The sequence below is a fragment of the Spongisporangium articulatum genome (assembly GCF_044465595.1).
Lineage (GTDB): Bacteria > Actinomycetota > Actinomycetes > Actinomycetales > Kineosporiaceae > Spongisporangium > Spongisporangium articulatum.
In genome coordinates this window covers 153,005-171,459 of record NZ_JBITLV010000005.1, presented here as the reverse complement: position 1 = coordinate 171,459, position 18,455 = coordinate 153,005, and the positions used below count along the sequence as shown (strand labels likewise).

The following is an 18,455-nucleotide window of genomic DNA, read 5'->3' as shown; positions in this document are numbered from 1 at the left end:
CGCCGTGCCTGAGGACGGAGTCGAGGTCGGGGCCGGTGCGGAGGTCGGTGTCGAGGTCGGTGCCTATCGCCGGGCCGTCGGCCGGTTCGCCACCGGTATCTGCGTGATCACCACCCGCGCCGGCGAGCAGGATCACGCGATGACCGTGAACACGTTCACGTCGGTCTCGCTCGAGCCCGTGCTCTGCCTGGTCAGCGTCGAGACCGAGGCCCGCTTCCACGACGCCGTGCTGGCCGCCGGGTTCTGGGGGGTCAGCGTGCTCGACGGCACGGCCCGGGCGACCGCCGCCTGGCTGGCCACCCGTGGACGGCCGCTGCACGGGCAGCTCGACCGGGTGCCGTTCCACCGCGGCCCGGTCACCGGCACCGCGCTGCTCGACGCCTCGCTGGCCACGCTCGAGTGCCGGACCTGGGCGGTGCACCCGGCGGGCGACCACAGCATCGTGGTGGGGGAGGTGGTCGGCGTGCACGAGTACGACCCGGCGCCCGGCGCGCTGGTCTATCACCGGGGCGACTACCTGCGCCTCGAGTAGAGCGGCCTCAGGCCCCTCTCATAACCACCTCTTAGGATTCGGCTCATGCCGAGCGTTTCTGTCCCCCGTCGGGTGTGGTTGATCGCGGGGGCGGTCGCCGGGACGGCGGTGGTCGCCTACGGGGCGGCCGCGCTCGCCGTCGCAGGCAAGGTGCCGAAGGGGACGACGGTCGCCGGGCTGGACGTCGGCGGCCTCAGCCGGGCGCAGGCCCAGACCAAGCTCGCCGCCGCCCACCGCGAACTGCGGGGAACCCTGCCGGTGAAGGTGGGGGAGTCAGCCGAGAGTCTCGACCTGGCCAGGTCCGGGCTGGGCCTGGACGCCGAGGCCACCACCGGGCAGTTCAGCGGCTTCTCGCTCAACCCGGCCCGGGTGGTCACGCACGTCACGGGGGGCCGCGCGCACGAGGCGCTGCCCCGGGCGCCGTTCGCCGCTCTCGACACCGCGCTGCGCCCGCTGGCCGCCGACGTGCTCGAACCGGCCACCGAGGCGGGGGTCGCGTTCAAGGCCGGGAAGGCCAAACTCGTCGAAGGGGCCCCGGGTCTGCGCCTGGCCCCGGACGCGACGTCGGTGCTGCGCTCCTCCTGGCTCGGCCCGGCCCACCCGGTCACGTTGCCGACCGCGCCGCTGGCCCCGAAGATCACCCGTGAGACCGCGGAGCAGGCGCTGGAAACCGTTGCGGAGAAAGCAGTCTCGGGCCCCCTGACGCTGGCCGTCGGCTCGCACGAGACGGTGCTGGCGCCGGCTGCCTTCACGAAGGCGCTGTCCATGACGCCCGACGCGCAGGGCGACCTGCAGCTCGCGGTCGACGGCGAGGTGCTGCGTGACGCGATCCTGAAGCAGGATCCCGAGATCGGTACCGCCCCGAAGGACGCGACCTTCAAGCTCCAGGGCGGCCGGCCCGTCGTCGTCCCCGGCGTGAACGGCGTGACGATCGACCCGAAGTCGCTGTCGGCGTCCGTCGTCCCGGCCCTGACCGGTCCGGAGCGGAAGGCGAGCGTCGAAACCGCCGTCGAGGAGCCGGAACTCAGCACCGCCGAGGCGCGCAAGCTGGGGGTCAAGGAACGCATCTCGACGTTCTCGACGATCCTGACGGCGGACAGCAAGCGCACCGAGAACCTGCGGATCGCCGCGCGCACGGTGAACGGCACGGTGGTCCTGCCCGGCGAGACCTTCAGCCTGAACGGGGTTCTCGGCAAGCGCACGCCGGAGAAGGGGTACAACGAGGCGCCGGCCATCCTCGGGGGCCGGTTGATCAAGGACTACGGCGGGGGCGTCTCGCAGATGGCCACCACGATCTTCAACAACGTCTTCTTCTCCGGCCTGCAGGACGTCTACCACAAGCCGCACTCGTTCTACATCTCCCGCTACCCCGAGGGGCGCGAGGCCACCGTGAACTACCCGACGGTGGACATGAAGTGGCGCAACGACTCCAAGTACGCGGTGCTGATCCAGGCGAACGTGACGGACACGGTCAACGTCAGCTTCTGGAGCACCAAGGTCTGGAAGGTCACGGCCACCAAGGGCGATCGCACGAACCAGCGGGCGCCCAAGACGATCTACGACGACAAGGACGGGTGCGTGGCGCAGGCCGCCAACCCGGGCTTCGACGTCACGGTGACCCGCACGATGCGCCGGGTGTCGAACCCCGGCGACGTGCGCAAGCAGACGTGGAAGACCACGTACATCGCCGAGGACAAGGTGGTCTGCGGCCCCCAACCCTGACAGTGATCATGCGCAAACGCAGCATGCGTACGACCAGGTGAGGGCCCTCACGAAGCCGGCCTGCTGCGTTCGCGCATGATCAACGGGGGAGGGGCTACCAGGCGGACTCGGCGACCTGGGTGCGCGTGGCCTCGTCGATCTTGGCCAGCAGGGCCGAGGCCACGAAGGGCTTGGTCAGGTACAAGGCGCCGAGGCTGTGACCCGCTTGGATGTCCTCGGGGGTGACCCGGGCCGAGAGGAAGATCACGGGAATGCTCTGGAGCGCCTCGGTCTGGCGCAGTCGCCGGGCGAGCTCGAGGCCGTCCATGTCGGGCATGGAGACGTCGGCCACGACCACGTCGGGGGCGCCCTTGGTCTGCATGATCTCCAGCGCCTCCGTGCCGGAACCGGCCCCGATCACGCGGTGCCCCCGCTCGCGCAGTCGGAATGTCACGATCCGCACCATGTCGGGATCGTCGTCCACGACCAGAACACGTGTCATGTCGCCTGACCCCCTTCGCCTCGTCGTCAACCGTCGGACCCTGGCTTCTCGGCAGGCTCCCCGCCCGACTTGAGTCCCGATGCGACGGGGGGCCCGGCTTCATCGGGGGCGATCGCGTGCCGATGGGGGGACGTGGCCCGCGTCCTTGCCCGGAACCCCACCCCGATCGGCCGGTGGAGCCGGCTCGTCGCCGCCCAGCTGCTGTTCACCGTCGCGGTGGGTGCGGCCGTGGGCGGGGTCTCGCTCGCCTACAACCAGATGGTCCGCCGTGAGGCGCACGAGCAAATGGTCGACACCGCCGAGCTGGCCTCCGTGTTCCTGCGTCAGGAGATCGCCCAGAACGGCGAGGTGTTGAGCCGGCTGGGGGAGGACCCGGCGCTGGTGCGGGCCCTGGAGCGCCCCGGTCGGGCCGGGGCGCAGGCCACCCTGGACCGCGCCGTCCGGGGCATGCTGCTGTCCGACACGGTGGTGAAATCGGCGGCGATCCTGGACGTCGACGGCACGGTCCGGGCGAGCAGCGACCACGTCTTGCCGATCGGCTTCGACGCCCACACCGTGAGCTGGTTCCAGGAGGCCGTCGCGCACCCTGCGACGGCCGGCCTCTCGCCGGTCTTCGAGAGCGTGACGGCCCCGGGCACCCCGGTGGTGGCCTTGTCGGTGGCGGTGCGCAGCGGGTACCGGACCGTCGGGGTGCTCAGCGTCGAGCAGGACCTCACCTGGTACGAGGGCCTGGTCTCCGGGTACGGCCACGCCCAGCGGGTCAACCTGGCCGTCGTCGACCAGACCGGTGGCGTGGTGGCCGACGGCGGTAACCGGGTGCTGGAGACGGCGAGCCTGCCGCGTCGGGCCCAGGTCGGGCGCCTCCTGCTCGGCGAGCCGGACGGCATGATCCGGGCCGTCTCGGCGGCCGACACGAACGGGTCGCCGGCCCAGCGGTGGCAGGTGGTCAGCGAGATCCCCGAAGCGATCGTGATGCGCCCGGCCCGGCTCTTCGACCTGGTGGCCGGGATCCTGGGGCTGGCGGTGGTCCTGGGCGTGAACCTGCTGCTGTGGCTGCGGCACCGGGAGCGGCGCGAGCGCGACCGCGCCACGCGGCGGATCGAGGAGAGCACCCGGCGGCTGCGCGAGATCGCCGACACCAGCGCGGACATGCTGTTCCGGATGGAGGTCGACGGCACGGTCCGACTGGCCTCGCGGGCCAGCGAGACCCTGCTCGGGGTGACTCCCGAGGCCCTTGCCGGTACCGATCTGGTCTCGCGGCTGGAGGTCCCCGGTGAGGTCGACCTGCGGCAGTTGCTGGCCGAGGTGGACCGCACGGACGAACCGCTATCGATCGAGGTGCGCTCCGGTGAGCTCGGCCGGCGACGCATCCTGGAGCTCGAGGTCCGCGCCGGGCTGCCCGGTCGAGGTGGCCGCCTGATCGGTCTGTTGCGCGACGTCACCGAACGGCGCAGCGCCCAGGACCAGGTCGAGCAGCTGTTCCAGCTGACCGAGCAGTTCATGGCCGTCATCGACTTCGAGGGCCGGTTGGTGCAGATCAACCCGGTCTGGGAGTCGCTGCTGCAGCGCAGCTCCCGTGAACTGATCGGCCGCTCGTGGTTCGAGTTCTTCCGGTTCGACGACCCGGGCCGGGTGGCGGCCGAGTTCGCCCGCAAGAGCCGGGACGGCACGGTCCTGGCGGTCGAGAACCGGTTCGTGCCGCTCGACGCCCCCGACAACGCCCGCTCGCTGTTGTGGACCATGGCCGCCGACCTCGACCGGCGCCTGGTCTACGCCGTCGGGCACGACATCACCCGGCACAAGGACCTCGAGGCGGCGCTGGCCGCCGCCCGCGACGAGGCCGTCGCCGCCTCGCGGATGAAGTCGGACTTCGTGGCCACCATGAGCCACGAGATCCGGACGCCGATGAACGGTGTCATCGGCCTCACCGATCTGCTGAACGGCACCCCGCTCGACTCGACGCAGAAGCGGTACGTCGCCGGCGTGCGGGCGGCCGGCGAGGCGCTGCTGTCGGTGATCAACGACATCCTCGACTTCTCCAAGATCGAGGCCGGGCGGATGCAGCTGGAGCAGGTCGACTTCGCGCCGCGCGAGGTCCTCGACGAGGTACTCACGCTCGTCTCCCAGTCGGCGTCCGAGAAGGGCCTGGAGCTGGAACTCCTCGTGGATCCGGGCGTCCCCCAGGTGGTCAACGGCGATCCCGGCCGGCTGCGGCAGCTGCTGCTGAACCTCGCGCACAACGCCGTGAAGTTCACCGCCGAGGGCGGCATCACGCTGCGGGCGATGCCCGGCCGGGCGGGCCCGGGCAACCGGTTCCCGATCACGTTAGACGTGATCGACTCCGGCATCGGGATCGACGCCGACCGTCTGGAGCACATCTTCGAACCGTTCGCCCAGGCGGACGCGGGCACCAACCGGGCCTTCGGGGGCACCGGGCTGGGCCTGTCGATCTGCCGCCGGCTGGCCGAGCTGATGTCCGGGGTCCTGACCGTGGCCAGTGCCCCGGGCGAGGGCACCACGTTCAGCGCCGCCCTGGTCTTCGACCCGCCGAGCGACGAGATCGTCACCGCGGGAACGGATTCCCGGAGCCTGACGGTTCTGATCGTCGACCCGTCGGCCGAGGGGCGCGACGCGACCTCCCGCCAGCTCGCCGACTGGAACATGCGCCCGATCGCGGTGTCCAGCGCCGACGAGGCCGTGATGGCGTTGGCCTGGGCCGGACCGGCGTTCGGCGCGATCGATCTGGCCATCGTGTTCCTGCCGTCGCCGCGCCGCGCGGCTCCCGGCGAGGCGCCCGACGAGTCCGGGCCGCTGCTGGTCCGGCAGTTGCGCACGGTCGAGGGGCTGGGTGCCGTGCCGTTCGTCGTGGTTGCCGAGCCCGACCGCCAGGAGTGGCTCGAGACCCACCGCGAGCGGCTCGGCATCACGGCCGTGTTGACCCGGCCGGTGCAGCCGTCGGCCGTCTTCGACGCGTTGACCCGGGTGACGGTCCCGGTCCCGGTCGACGTCCTGCCGCGGGTCGATCAGAAGCGGGAACTCGAGCCGCGCGACGACGTCCGGATCCTGCTGGTCGAGGACAACGAGATCAACCGGATGGTGGCCCTCGGCATGCTCGGCCGCCTCGGGTACCACGTGGACGTCGCCGAGGACGGTCTCGAGGCGTTGCACGAGGCGGCCCGGATGCAGTTCGACGTGATCCTGATGGACTGCCAGATGCCGCGTCTCGACGGCTACGCCACCACCCGGGCGCTGCGCAGCCAGTCGAAGAACCAGCCCAATCGGCACACCCCGATCGTGGCCATGACCGCCGCCACGATGGAGGAGGACCGCCGCCGGTGCGAGGAGGCCGGGATGAACGACTTCATCGCCAAACCGATCCGGTTCCAGGCGTTGCAGGAGGCCCTGACCCGGTGGCTGCCGGACGAGCGGCGGACCGATACCGACGGCGTGACCGATGTCGACGTACTGGAGGACGTGGTGGACGACTGGGGCCTGGACGACGAACCGCGGGCGACCGCCGTCCCCGCGCCGGCGCCGGTGCGCGAGGTACCGGGCCCGCGGCCCGCGGCCGAGATCGTCCCGGCCGCCCCGGCCGACGGTGCCGACGGTGCCGTGACGATCGAGGAGAACCTGCTCGGGGTGACCACGGACGAGCTGTTCGACGAGCTCCGCGAGCGGATGAGCGAGTTGCTCGGCGGGGCGTCGGCCGCGGAGCAGGACCTGGTCCGCGACATCGCCGACTCCTTCGTCGCCCGGGCGCCGCAGCTGGCGCTCGACGTGGCCGCGGCGGTGGCCGGCGGGGACGCCCCGACGGTGGCCCTGCACGCGCACGCCCTGGCCGGGGCCGCTCTCAACGTCGGGGCGCTGACCATCGCGCGGGCGGCCCGGGCGATCGAGAACCAGGCCCGGACCGGTGAGGTCGAACCGCTGCCCGCGTTGGTGCTGCACCTGGAGCCGGCCGTCATCCGGGACCTGCTGGCGCTCGCCGAGATCACCCAGGGCATGCTGACCACATAAAGTGGACCAGTTCAGTTGACAATTGGAACGCGCAGCGCTGCAATGACTCCTGTGTCCACCCCCGAGCGCCCCGGCCTGTTCGACAGGCTGTTCAGGTGGCGTCGCGGTCGTGACGAGCTGATGCTCTCCGACCTCGAGGACGACGCCGTCTACTACCAGGACCCCTGCTCGTGATCATGGACGAATGCGGCCACACCTTCTTCCATGATCACGGGGAGGTGGGGGTGAGGTAGGCGTAGGTGTGGTGGGTCTCGAAGCCCGCGGCGCCGTAGAGCGCGAAGCCCGCCTCGTTGCCCTCGCCGACCTGCACGTAGACCGCCGCCGCCCGGTGCTGCCAGGCCCACTCGCCGAGCCGGGCCACCAGCGCCGCACCCAGCCCGCGGCGTCGGTAGGCGGGGTCGACCTCGACGGCCGTGACCCCCGCCCAGCGCCGGGCGAGCGAGCCGCGGGCGACGGCGACCGTCGTCCCGCCGTCCCGGACCGCCGCGAACACCTGCTCCGGCGCCGAGGCCAGGAGCTCGCGCCCGACGGGCGGCACGGCCTCGCCGCGGTAGTGGTACCGGGCCAGCCAGGCGGCGTCCGGGGCCTCCAGCAGGTCCAGGGTCAGCCCGGCGGGCAGGTCGCGCGGCGCCCGGACCTCACCGGTCGGGGCGGTCAGCACGGTGGCGCCGGCCCCGGGCACCTCCTGCCAGCCCGCCGCCCGGAAGGCCTCGGCCGCGGCCAGCAGCTGCCCGGCGTCCTCCTCGTCGATCGTCGGGTGCGGGGTGGCGGCCAGCGGCGTCATGCCCCGGTCGGAGTACCAGTCGGTGACCTCCAGGACGGCCACGTCGAGCGGCATCCCGGGTTCGCCGACGGCCAGGGCCGAGTTGGCCCGGCGGGTGAAGCCGCCCGCGGCCCGCAGCAGCCAACCGCCCAGCCAGTCGGTCTCGGGGGCCCGCCAGTGGTCGGCCATCACCACCTCGAGGTCGCCCACGGACAGCGCCCGGTGCGGCGGGGCGGCCCGGGACGGCGCGGGCGGCACGGGGCCTCCGGCGATCACGTTGGCCCGTGGCACCTGGCGCTCGCCACGCTTCGTGACGATGCGCAACAGATCGTCATCGGCGCCGATCAGGTCGCCGAGCACGTCGTAGAGCCCGTTGGGGCTGCGCACCCGGGCCACGACCCGAGTGCCGACGAGGGCGTTCCAGTCGGTGCTCACGCCCGCCGATGGTAGGCCGTGTCCGGACCGGGGGGAGTATCAGGGATACTTGCCTCCGGGCAGCCCGAACCCCTGCTCGTGAGCGGATCTACGGAGGATCGTCGTGACGTACGTGATCGCGCAGCCGTGCGTGGACCTGAAGGACAAGGCCTGCATCGAGGAGTGCCCCGTCGACTGCATCTACGAAGGGGAGCGGATGCTGTACATCCACCCCGACGAATGCGTCGACTGCGGAGCCTGTGAGCCGGTCTGCCCGGTCGAGGCGATCTACTACGAGGACGACACTCCCGAGGAGTGGACGGACTACTACAAGGCGAACGTCGAGTTCTTCGAGGACCTCGGCTCGCCCGGTGGCGCGGCCAAGCTGGGCCTGATCCCCAAGGACCACCCGCTGATCAGCGCTCTGCCTCCGCAAGCCGCGGAGTGATACCCACGGGCGCGAACTCGGCCCGCCTCGCCGCCCTGCCCGACTTCCCCTGGAACCGGCTGGCTCCGTACGGCGAACGCGCCCGCGCCCATCCGGGCGGGATCGTCGACCTGTCGGTGGGGACGCCGGTCGACCCGACGCCCTCGGTGGTCGCCGACGCGTTGCGCGGTGCCGCGAACGCGCCGGGGTACCCGCAGACGTACGGGACGCCCGCCCTGCGTGAGGCCGTCTCGGGCTGGTTCGCGCGCCGCCGCGGCGTCCCGGCGCTCGACCCGGACGGCGTGCTGCCCACCGTCGGCTCCAAGGAGCTGGTCGCGTGGCTGCCGACGCTGCTCGGGCTGGGCCCGGGGGACGACGTGGTGTTCCCGACCGTCGCCTACCCGACCTACGACGTCGGGGCCCGGCTGGCCGGGGCGAACCCGGTCCCCGCCGACGGCACGGTGTCGGTCGGTCCGGCCGCGGGGCGGGTGAAGCTGGTGTGGGTGAACTCGCCGAGCAACCCGACCGGGCGGGTGCTCGGCGTCGACCACCTGCGCAAGGTCGTGTCGTGGGCGCGGTCGATCGGGGCCGTGGTCGCCTCCGACGAGTGCTACGCCGAGCTGTCGTGGACCGCCCAGCCGGTGCCCTCGATCCTCGACCCCGAGGTGTGCGGCGGTTCGCACGAGGGTTTGTTGGCGGTGTACTCGCTGAGCAAGCAGTCCAACCTGGCCGGTTACCGGGCCGCGTTCGTGGCCGGGGACGTGGCGCTGGTCCGCTCGCTGCTGGAGCTGCGCAAGCACGCCGGGATGATCGTCCCGTGGCCGGTGCAGGAGGCGCTGCGCGTCGCACTCTCGGACGACGAGCACGTCGCCGCCCAGCGCGAGCTGTACCGCGCACGGCGCGAGGTGGCGCGGAAGGCGTTGACCGGCGCGGGGTTCCGGATCGACCACTCGGACGCCGGGCTGTACCTGTGGTCGACCCGGGACGAGCCGGCCCTGGACACGGTGGCCTGGCTGGCCGAGCGGGGCGTGCTGGTGGCGCCGGGGGACTTCTACGGGACGGCGGGCGCCCGGCACGTGCGGGTGGCCCTGACGGCCACCGACGAACGGATCCACGCCCTGGCTTCCCGCCTGAGCTGACCCGCTCCGGCCGGAGTGCGGAACTCTCGTCGATCATGCGCAAACGCATGATGCGTTTGCGCATGATCGACGCGAGAGTCATGCATTTGTGCATGATCACGGCGGGGGTTAGCTGGGTTCGTGGGCGGGGGTGGCCTTGCCGCAGGTGACGCCCGTGGCGGCCACCACGTCGGTCGATGTCGGTTTGAGTGTCGTTCCGAGGGTGGTCTTCTCGCCGTTGGTCGCCTTGGCGCCGCCGGCGGTCAGGTCGACCGTCGTGCGGGTGACCCGGTAGCTGGCCCCGGTGTCCGTCTCCGCCAGGTAGCCCGCGAGACGCGGCGTGCCGCCCACACTCGGGCAACCCACCCCGGTGCCGTACCCGGTGAAACCGCGGTCGAACGTGTACTGCTCACCCTGTGCGTTGCGGCTCTCCACCAGCCGGCAGTCGACGACGGCGTACAGGGCGACCGAGCGGCCGGTGTCGAGCAGCACGACGGCGTCGGTGCCCGGCCCGGTACCCGTCCCGACCCGGGCGGCCAGGGCCGTCGCGGTCTGCGGGGCGGCGCTGGTGAACGTCCTGCTGAACCCGGCCCCGCTCGCCGTCCGGACCCCGAGGGTGCGCTTCCCGTCGATGTCGGCCAGCCAGACCCGGTCCGCGCGGCCGTCGCCGTCCAGGTCGGCGCTCTTCGCCGTCCCAGCGCCCGACGGTACGGCCGCACCGCCCGGCGGGCACCCGTCGTCCGAACCGGCCGCGGAGGTGACCACGGCGGCGGGTGTGGTCGCGGCGCTCGTCGCGGTCGTCGGCCCGGCGGTGACGGAGGGTGAGCCGCCGGAACAGCCGCCCAGGACGGCGGCGAGGGCCACCACGCTGATCGTCACCTCGGCGCGGGACCTGCTCCTCCTCATGCCACCGACGGTGGCACCGACCGGCGGCGGATGCATCCCGACCGCCTCTCTTGGATCACGAACAGAAGGACAGCGGAGCGAAAAAGTGATCTCCGTGGCAGGGGTGCCGGATGGCAGAGGGTAATCGCGGCGGGGTAGTTTCGTCGTGAGCCGAGAGCGACACACCCGTCGCCCGCGCGAACACGCATCCCATCACCAGCAGGAGCGTTCATGTCTGACGGAACGGACCGTTCGGAGCAGGTAACCCTCACGTACGCCGGTGGCGAGCCATTGCCGCTGAACGTGATCCCGGCCACTGACGGCAACTCGGGCCTGAACATCTCGCCGCTGCTGTCCAAGACCGGTTTCGTGACCCTCGACTCGGGTTTCGTGAACACGGCGTCGTGCACCTCCGCGGTCACCTACATCGACGGCGACGCGGGCATCCTGCGCTACCGCGGTTACCCGATCGAGCAGTTGGCGGCGAGCAGCACCTTCGTCGAGGTCTCGTACCTGCTGATCTACGGCGAGCTGCCCACGCCGGCCCAGCTGGCCGACTTCGAGGACCGGATCCGCCGGCACACGCTGCTGCACGAGGACCTGAAGCTGTTCTTCAACGGCTTCCCGCGCGACGCTCACCCGATGCCGGTGCTCTCCTCGGCGGTCTCGGCGCTGTCGACCTTCTACCAGGACAGCCTGAACCCGTTCGACGCCGAGCAGGTCGAGATCTCCACGGTCCGACTGCTGGCCAAGCTGCCGACGATCGCGGCCTACGCCTACAAGAAGTCGATCGGGCAGCCGTTCCTCTACCCGGACAACTCGCTCACCCTGGTGCAGAACTTCCTGCGGATGACGTTCGGGCTGCCGGCCGAGAACTACGAGCCCGACCCGGCGATGGTCAAGGCGCTCGACCTCCTGTTCATCCTGCACGCCGACCACGAGCAGAACTGTTCGACGTCGACCGTGCGCCTGGTCGGTTCGTCGCAGGCCAACCTGTTCGCGTCGGTCTCGGCCGGCATCAACGCGCTGTTCGGCCCGCTGCACGGCGGCGCCAACCAGGCGGTGCTGGAGATGCTGGAGAAGATCGCCCGCGGCGACGACACGGCCGACACCTTCATGGAGAAGGTGAAGAACAAGCAGGACGGCGTGCGCCTGATGGGCTTCGGCCACCGGGTCTACAAGAACTACGACCCGCGCGCGGCGATCATCAAGAAGACGGCCGACGAGATCCTGCGCGGGGTGGGTGGTACCGCCGGCGACGAGCTGCTGGAGATCGCGCTGCGGCTCGAGGAGATCGCGCTGTCCGACGACTACTTCATCGAGCGCAAGCTGTACCCGAACGTCGACTTCTACACGGGCCTCATCTACAAGGCGATGGGTTTCCCGACCAAGATGTTCACGGTGCTCTTCGCGCTGGGCCGCATCCCCGGCTGGATCGCCCAGTGGCGCGAGATGATCGAGGACAAGGACACCAAGATCGGTCGCCCGCGCCAGGTCTACATCGGCGCCACCGAGCGGGACTACGTCTCCATCGGCGACCGCTGAGGTATCCCCTTCCGGTCGTGATCATGCAGAAAGGCCCCCGGGCAACGGTTCTCGCGTGATGCGGGAGGTTCGCCCGGGGGCCTTCTGCATGCCGGCGCACACTGCGAGAGGTGGTCTGAGGCATGAACTCCCCGGTGCTGATCACGGTTTCCGAGCTGGCGGCGGAGCTGGTCGGGCCCGGCGCCCCGCTGGTGCTCGACGTCCGGTGGGCGCTGAACGGCCCGCCCGGGCGGGAGTCGTTCGCGGCCGGGCACATCGCCGGCGCGGTCTTCGCCGACCTCGACGAGGAGCTGTCCGCGCCCGCCGGGCCCGGCGTCGGCCGGCACCCGCTGCCCGACCTCGCCGACCTGCAGGCCGCCGCTCGTGCGTGGGGGCTGCGCTCCGGGCAGCCGGTCGTCGCCTACGACGCGACCGGAAACCTCGCGGCGGCCCGCGCCTGGTGGCTGCTGCGCTGGGCGGGGGTCTCCGACGTCCGGTTGCTGGACGGCGGGCTGCCGGCCTGGGAGGCGGCGGGTGGGCCGGTCGAGACGGGGGACGGCGCCCCGCCCGAACCGGGCGACGTCACCCTGGTCGGGGGGCGGCTGCCGGTGCTCGACCCGGACGGCGTGGAGCAGTTCGTGCGCTCCGGAGGCCTGCTGCTCGACGCTCGGGCCGCCGAGCGGTACCGCGGCGAGGAGAACCCGGTCGACCCGAAGTTCGGTCACGTACCGGGAGCCGTGTCGGCACCGACCACGCTCAACCTGGCGGCGGACAGCACTTTCCGGTCGGTCGACGAGTTGGTCGAGCAGTTCGGGACGCTCGGCGTGGGCGACGGGCGGCCGGTGGCCGTGTACTGCGGGTCGGGCGTGACGGCGGCCCACGAGATCGCCGCGCTGGCCCTGGCTGGTCACGACGCGGTGCTCTACCCGGGGTCCTGGTCGCAGTGGGCCACGCTGCCGGAGCGGCCGGTGGTCACCGGCACCGAGCCGGGCGAGTTCCCACCACGCGCTGTTGAGGCCCGAGCAGACCGTGAGGCCGGCGGTGGCGGCGGCCGAACTGCTCGACATCCGCGGCCGGCGTGGAAGGACGCCGGGTTGCCCGCCGAGGCGCCCGCGGCAGGATCAGCGTCATGAGCAGGCGCGTGGTGGCGGCCGCGTACGGCGGCCCGGAGAACCTCGAGGTGCAGACCTACGACCCCGGCGCGCCCGGCGCCGGGCAGGTGCTGCTGGACGTGCGGGCGGCCGGGGTGAACCCGATCGACGTGAAGCTCTACCAGGCGGTGGCCGACCGGCCCCAGCCGCCGCTGCCGGTGCCGCTGGGGTTCGAGGTGAGCGGCGTCGTCCGGGCGGTCGGTCCCGAGGTCGCCGGCGTCGCCGTGGGCGACGAGGTGATCGCCTACCGGGTCACCGGCGGGTACGCCGCCGCGTTGGTCGCGCCCGCCCCGGACGTCGTGCCCAAGCCCGCCACGCTCTCGTTCGAGCAGGCCGCCGGGCTGCTGCTGACCGGGGCGACCGCCGTCCACGGGCTGTCCGTGATCGGTATCGACGCGCTCGGGAAGAGCTCCGGCGCGGGCGATGTCGTGCTCGTCCATGCGGCGGCCGGCGGCGTCGGGCAGCTGGCCGTGCAGCTCGCCGTGCGCGCCGGGGCCCGGGTGATCGGGACGGCGAGCGAGCGCAACCACGACCTGCTGCGGCGCCTGGGCGCCGAGCCCGTGACCTACGGACCGGGGCTGGCCGACCGGGTGCGGGCCCTCGCGCCCGGTGGGGTGGACGCCGCGTTCGACGGCATCGGCGGCGACGAGCCGATCGACGTGTCGCTCGAACTGCTCGGCGACAAGGAGCGTTTCGTGACGATCGTCGTGGGCCCGCGGTCGACGGAGCTCGGCCTCAAGCGCATCGGCGGCGCGCCGGGCGCCGACCCGGGCACGGAGATCCGTAACGCCGCGCGGGCCCCGCTGGCCGAGCTGGCCGGGGCCGGCGAGCTGGAAGTCGTTCTGGCCGGTAGCTTCCCGCTGGACCGGGCGGACGAGGCCCACCGCCAGATCCTCACCCGGCACACGGTCGGGAAGCTGGTCCTCATCCCCTGACCGCACCTGGGATCAGAGGTTCCGGGCCAGCACGGCGTCCGTGATCCGCGGGTCGGTCGAGACGGTCGGCGTGCCGTTGCGCACCCACGGGTCGCCGCCGAAGTAGCGGGTCATGATGCGTTCCGCGGCGCGGGTCGCGAGGGCCTGGGTCGTCAGGGTCGGGTTCGCCCCGCCCAGGCTGTTGGGCAGAGCGGAGTTGTCCGCGACGAAGAGTCCGGTCACGAAACGCGACTCGGACCACTCGTCGAGCACGGAGTCCGACGGGTCGTGCCCCATCCGCATGCTGGAGTGGATGTGCAGCAGCAGTGGCGGCCAGTCGGCGCGGTACACCTTCCGCGCCCCCGCGGCCCGCAGCAGCTCGACCGCCTTGCGGGCCAGGAACTCCCGGTTGCGTCGCGTGCGGGCCGAACGCTGCCGGTGCTTCACCGTGATCCGTGGCGGCGTGCCCTTCGGGTCGTGCGGCATGGCCGGGGACAGCTGCACCCGGTTCTCGGCCTCCACGTCGTCGTCCGTGATGACGAGGCAGTTCAGCACCCGGTCGATGTTCGACACCGACTCCAGCAGCTGCGCGCCGACCAGCCGCCCGACCGCGTCGGCCCCGGCGTCGCCGGCCGGTGAGCCGTTGGTGTAGACGCCGTGCGTGCCGTGGTCGCTGTACGTCGCCGAGAAGGCCTCGAACGCCGGTGGTAGACCGGTGTTCTCGATCCCGCCGTAGCCGGGGAAGTCGATCCGGGCGCTCGAGCTGGCCCCTTTCGAGGAGCCGGTGTAGTCGTCGAAGATGCCGTGCACCCAGTCCAGGTGGTGGTCGGTGAGCCCACGGCCCACCCAGCCGTTCGGGTTCGGCAGACCGGAATCCAGCCACAGCCGCGGAGTCTCGACCGCGCCCGCGGCCAGCACCACGACCTTGGCATCCACCCGGTGCCGCGCGCCGCCCGCGTCCTCGTACGTCACCCCGGTGGCCCGCGTCGCCGCGTCGCGGCCCTCGGTGTGCACCCTGACGACGGTCGCCCCGGTGACCAGCTCGGCGGGTCGGCCGCCGGGTGCCCAGACGTCGGCGGTGAGCATCATGGGCACGTACGAGTTGTCCGTCGACCGCTTGGCGGTCAGATTGCGGGGCGCGCCGCGTGGCGCGGAACAACCCTGCAGACAGTGACCGCAGAACGTGCAGCCGCTCGCCTGCGGGAAGCTCGGGTCGGGCGCGAGACCCGCGGTGCCGCCCGGTTGGAGGATGCAGTTCTCCTGCGGCCGGAACGACGCCTCGGTCGGCTCCTTGGTGTCACAGACCGGCAGCCCCGTGGCGGCCGCGGCCCGCAGGAAGCGTTCCTCCTTGGTGCCCATCGCCGCGGTCTGGACGGGCAGCGTGGCCTCCACCCACCGGTAGTAGGGGCGCAACTGCGCCATCGTGAACGGGAACCGGTGGGTGGTGTCGTACTCGCCGGCGTCCGGGCCGTCGTAGCCCGCGAACACGCCCCGCGCGGCCCGGGGGCAGTTGCCGTAGTAGTGCAGGGTCGTGCCGCCCACCCCGGCCACCTGCCAGACGAACATGTCTTCCGGAAGGTCCCGGCTCCAGGCCGGTTTCGACCGGTCGCCCGGCCCGGCCCGGAAGTACCCGGTCAACGGGTTGTTCGCGTCGTTCTCCAGCCGGCTCCAGTCCCGGCGTGGGTCGGCGAAGCGCGGCCCCGCCTCCAGCACCAGGACGTCGAGTCCCCAGCGGGCCAGCTCCGTCGCCACCACAGGCCCCCCGCCGCCGCAGCCGACGATCACCACGTCCCGCATCAGGCCTCCTCACCCACGTCGCGCACGGCTCGCCGGCCCGCCCAGTAGCCCCGCAGTTCGGGGTGACCGTCGCTGACTCCCGCGTAGCCGGTCAGCTGCCATCCGAGCGGCCGGGCCGTGAGCCGGCCGTCGCGGTAGACCGCCCGCTCACCGAAGGCGCCGAAGGCGGCCAGCGTGATGATCGTGTTGAAGCCGAAACCGAGCGGGAGGGCCTGCAGCGCGGCGTCCGTGTCGATGTCGGCCAGCACCCGGGCCTTGGCGGCGTGCGCGAGGTTGGCGAAGGGATGCGCGAACGGCCCGACCGACTTCAGCGGATACCGCTTGCGCGAGTACAGGTCCAGCAACGCCGCGATCCCGCCGGCGCCGGGAGCGTGCACGCCGAGGTGGGGGGCCACGGAGATCTGCACAGCGTGGTCGTAGGTCTCCTTCAGCATGCCCGCCGTCCCGGCCGCCACGCCGCCGGCCCGTGGTGCGGTGACGGCCTGTCGTCGGGAGTAGGCGTCGTCGCCGGGCAGCACGTAGGCCGCGAGGGCGTGGAAGCCCTGGTCGACGTAGTCGTCGGCGACCGCCGGTCGGGCGGTCAGCACGACGGCGGCGGAGGCGGGCAGGCCGGCCAGCAGGGCACGGCGGGACAGGGATGGCATCGCGGCTCCCGTCAGGGTGGGATTCGAGGCGACGCCACTTTCGGGGCGTTTGTCCGGTTCCGCGAGTCCAGACGACCCCCGACGGCCTCGCCCTAGCCGACCTGGACCCGGACGCGGCCCGTGGGCAGGGCCTCGTCGGAGTCGACCTTCTGCCAGCCCTTGGTGGACTCGTCCCGTGACCAGTACTGGTCGGCCACGGCGACCCGCACGACGTCCAGCCCGTCGGCGCGCCCGACGGCCCAGGCGGCGACCGCCCACGCCTGCCGCGTCGTCCCGGTGTCGTAGCGCAGTGTCTTGCCGCTCGCGCTGACCCCGGCGTGCCGTTGGCCGAGCTCCTTGGAGGAGGCCTCGTCCACCGCGCTCGCGCGCTCGGTGAGGCCGCTGTCGTCCGGCTTCTGTTCGCTCAGATCGGTGAGAGTGCGCAGCTCGCAGGTGAATCCGGCGGGGGAGTAGCCGCTCAGCCCCGACGCGATGATGCGGGCCTCCGGCTCGTGGTCGGCGTACGCGCTGGGGAACGCGGAGCGCTGGACCTTCTGCGCGACGTCGGTGATCGGCATGGTCGCGAAGCCGTCGATCTTCGAGAGCACGTCGTAGAAGGCGTTCGTGGCGTAGACCGGGTCCTGCAACTGCTTCTTCGTGCCCCAGCCCTGCGAGGGCCGCTGCTGGAACAGGCCCACCGAGTCGCGGTCGCCGTAGTCGATGTTGCGCAGTTTCGACTCCTGCATGGCCGTCGCGATGCCGATCGAGGCGGCCCGGGCCGGCAGCCCCCGCTTGCTCGCGATGCCCGCGATGATCGCCGCGTTGCCCGCCTGCTCGGGGTCGAGTTCCGCGCTGCCGCCGTCGGCCGTGCCGGTGCAGTGCGGGCGGATCGTCACCGAACCCACGCTGCCCTGCCACCAGGCCCAGGCGCCGACGCCGATCGTGACGACCAGCAGCCCGACGAACAGGGTGGCCCCCGAACCGCGCCCGGCCCGGCCGGAGCCGCGCCGGGGCGTGCCCGGACGGGTCGGCAGGGGCAGGGTCGACGCGGGCACTGCGGGACTCCTCAGCTGTTGGCGTGCAGTTCCGGGTTCAGCGCGAAGCTGCGCCCCGGGCGGGGCAGGGCCTCGACCGCCCCCGTGGTCGAGTTGCGCCGGAACAGCAGGCCGTTCGCGCCCGACAGCTCCAGCGCCTTGCGACTAGTCGTACCGGACTCCTCGATCAACTGCACCTTCGTGCCGGCCGTGACGTAGCAGCCGGCCTCCACGATGCAGTCGTCGCCGAGGCTGATCCCGATGCCCGCGTTCGCGCCCAGCAGGGTGCGCTCACCGATCGAGATCTGCTGCGTCCCACCGCCGGACAGCGTGCCCATGATCGAGGCGCCGCCGCCGATGTCCGACCCGTCGCCGACGACGACACCCGCGCTGATCCGGCCCTCGACCATCGAGTGCCCGAGGGTGCCGGCGTTGAAGTTCACGAAACCCTCGTGCATGACGGTGGTTCCGGTCGCGAGGTGGGCACCGAGGCGCACCCGGTCGGCGTCGGCGATGCGCACTCCGTCCGGCACGACGTAGTCGGTCATCCGCGGGAACTTGTCGACGCCGAACACCTCGACCCGCGCACCCCGGTTCGCCGCGCGCAGCCGCAGTCGGGTCTCCTCGAAGTCGTCCACCGCGCACGGCCCGAAGTTCGTCCACACCACGTTGGCCAGCAGGCCGAACTGGCCGGTCAGGTTGACCTCGCGCGGCTTGACCAGGCGGTGCGACAACAGGTGCAGGCGCAGGTAGACGTCGCTGGCGTCGGCGGGGTCGGCGTCCAGGTCGACGACCGTGCGGACGACGGTCGTGCGCACCCGGCGGGCCGGGTCGGCCCCTTCCAGGGCGGCCAGGTCGGCCGGGACGGCGTGCGGCCCGGCGTCCGGACCCGGCTCGCCGAGCGTCGGGCTCGGGTACCAGGTGTCCAGGACGACGCCCGCCTCGGTCACCGTGGCCAAACCGAAGCCCCACGCCGGACGGACCCGGGGGTTCGCGGTGGTGGTGTCGGGCTGCGCATCCGTGGCCTGGGTCATGGGTCGGATTCTATGGGGC

At 72.2% G+C, this 18,455-nt stretch carries 15 protein-coding genes and 1 pseudogene; 9 read left to right on the top strand and 7 right to left on the bottom strand.

Annotated features, from left to right (window positions below; translation table 11 throughout):
• Positions 1 to 4: 4 nt before the first annotated feature.
• A complete protein-coding gene (locus tag ACIB24_RS15810; protein WP_398282347.1) occupies positions 5 to 532 on the top strand; it encodes a flavin reductase family protein in 528 nt (175 codons plus the stop codon).
• Between the two features lie 45 nt (positions 533 to 577).
• On the top strand, positions 578 to 2,254 hold the full coding sequence (locus ACIB24_RS15805; RefSeq protein ID WP_398282344.1) for a VanW family protein: 1,677 nt from the start codon (positions 578 to 580) through the stop codon (positions 2,252 to 2,254).
• A gap of 94 nt (positions 2,255 to 2,348) precedes the next feature.
• Here ACIB24_RS15805 and ACIB24_RS15800 read toward each other — a convergent pair whose 3' ends face one another.
• Positions 2,349 to 2,735, bottom strand: a complete 387-nt coding sequence (locus ACIB24_RS15800) for a PleD family two-component system response regulator (RefSeq protein ID WP_398282342.1) — start codon at positions 2,733 to 2,735, stop codon at positions 2,349 to 2,351.
• Between the two features lie 132 nt (positions 2,736 to 2,867).
• Here ACIB24_RS15800 and ACIB24_RS15795 point away from each other — a divergent pair, with 132 nt between their 5' ends.
• Entirely contained in the window at positions 2,868 to 6,752 is a 3,885-nt protein-coding gene (locus ACIB24_RS15795) for a response regulator (protein WP_398282339.1), read from the top strand.
• Between the two features lie 51 nt (positions 6,753 to 6,803).
• Positions 6,804 to 6,926: a hypothetical protein gene (locus ACIB24_RS15790; protein WP_398282336.1), complete on the top strand. Its 123-nt coding sequence runs from the start codon at positions 6,804 to 6,806 to the stop codon at positions 6,924 to 6,926.
• Positions 6,927 to 6,960: 34 nt separating this feature from the next.
• Here the strand turns inward: ACIB24_RS15790 and ACIB24_RS15785 are convergent, their stop codons facing one another.
• Positions 6,961 to 7,950, bottom strand: a complete 990-nt coding sequence (locus tag ACIB24_RS15785; RefSeq protein ID WP_398282333.1) for a GNAT family N-acetyltransferase — start codon at positions 7,948 to 7,950, stop codon at positions 6,961 to 6,963.
• A 103-nt stretch (positions 7,951 to 8,053) separates the two neighbouring features.
• Between ACIB24_RS15785 and fdxA the strand changes: the two genes are divergently transcribed.
• Together fdxA and dapC are read left to right on the top strand one after the other, a co-directional pair.
• A complete protein-coding gene (gene fdxA / locus ACIB24_RS15780) occupies positions 8,054 to 8,377 on the top strand; it encodes a ferredoxin (RefSeq protein ID WP_398282330.1) in 324 nt (107 codons plus the stop codon).
• Positions 8,374 to 9,495, top strand: a complete 1,122-nt coding sequence (gene dapC, locus ACIB24_RS15775) for a succinyldiaminopimelate transaminase (protein ID WP_398282327.1) — start codon at positions 8,374 to 8,376, stop codon at positions 9,493 to 9,495. Before fdxA ends, dapC begins: the two co-directional genes overlap by 4 nt.
• Positions 9,496 to 9,603: 108 nt before the next feature.
• Here dapC and ACIB24_RS15770 read toward each other — a convergent pair whose 3' ends face one another.
• Positions 9,604 to 10,380 carry a hypothetical protein gene (locus tag ACIB24_RS15770; protein WP_398282324.1) on the bottom strand — a complete coding sequence of 259 codons (777 nt, stop codon included), beginning with the start codon at positions 10,378 to 10,380 and terminating at the stop codon, positions 9,604 to 9,606.
• A gap of 210 nt (positions 10,381 to 10,590) precedes the next feature.
• Here ACIB24_RS15770 and ACIB24_RS15765 point away from each other — a divergent pair, with 210 nt between their 5' ends.
• From ACIB24_RS15765 to ACIB24_RS15755, 3 genes and pseudogenes are all read left to right on the top strand, one after another.
• Positions 10,591 to 11,904 (top strand): citrate synthase, encoded by a 1,314-nt coding sequence (locus ACIB24_RS15765; RefSeq protein ID WP_398282321.1) that lies wholly within the window; start codon positions 10,591 to 10,593, stop codon positions 11,902 to 11,904.
• Between the two features lie 122 nt (positions 11,905 to 12,026).
• Positions 12,027 to 12,872: pseudogene (locus ACIB24_RS15760) on the top strand (sulfurtransferase); the annotation flags it as partial.
• A 140-nt stretch (positions 12,873 to 13,012) separates the two neighbouring features.
• Positions 13,013 to 13,969 (top strand): NADP-dependent oxidoreductase, encoded by a 957-nt coding sequence (locus tag ACIB24_RS15755; protein ID WP_398282318.1) that lies wholly within the window; start codon positions 13,013 to 13,015, stop codon positions 13,967 to 13,969.
• Positions 13,970 to 13,981: 12 nt separating this feature from the next.
• Here the strand turns inward: ACIB24_RS15755 and ACIB24_RS15750 are convergent, their stop codons facing one another.
• The 4 genes from ACIB24_RS15750 to dapD all read right to left on the bottom strand — a co-directional run bounded on the left by ACIB24_RS15750 (position 13,982) and on the right by dapD (position 18,436).
• Positions 13,982 to 15,745: a GMC family oxidoreductase N-terminal domain-containing protein gene (locus ACIB24_RS15750; RefSeq protein WP_398282315.1), complete on the bottom strand. Its 1,764-nt coding sequence runs from the start codon at positions 15,743 to 15,745 to the stop codon at positions 13,982 to 13,984.
• Positions 15,745 to 16,389: a hypothetical protein gene (locus ACIB24_RS15745; RefSeq protein ID WP_398282313.1), complete on the bottom strand. Its 645-nt coding sequence runs from the start codon at positions 16,387 to 16,389 to the stop codon at positions 15,745 to 15,747. The genes ACIB24_RS15750 and ACIB24_RS15745 overlap by 1 nt, the downstream gene beginning before the upstream one ends.
• A gap of 92 nt (positions 16,390 to 16,481) precedes the next feature.
• Positions 16,482 to 17,423 carry a hypothetical protein gene (locus ACIB24_RS15740; protein ID WP_398282310.1) on the bottom strand — a complete coding sequence of 314 codons (942 nt, stop codon included), beginning with the start codon at positions 17,421 to 17,423 and terminating at the stop codon, positions 16,482 to 16,484.
• A gap of 11 nt (positions 17,424 to 17,434) precedes the next feature.
• Entirely contained in the window at positions 17,435 to 18,436 is a 1,002-nt protein-coding gene (gene dapD, locus ACIB24_RS15735) for a 2,3,4,5-tetrahydropyridine-2,6-dicarboxylate N-succinyltransferase (RefSeq protein WP_398282307.1), read from the bottom strand.
• Positions 18,437 to 18,455 lie beyond the last annotated feature (19 nt).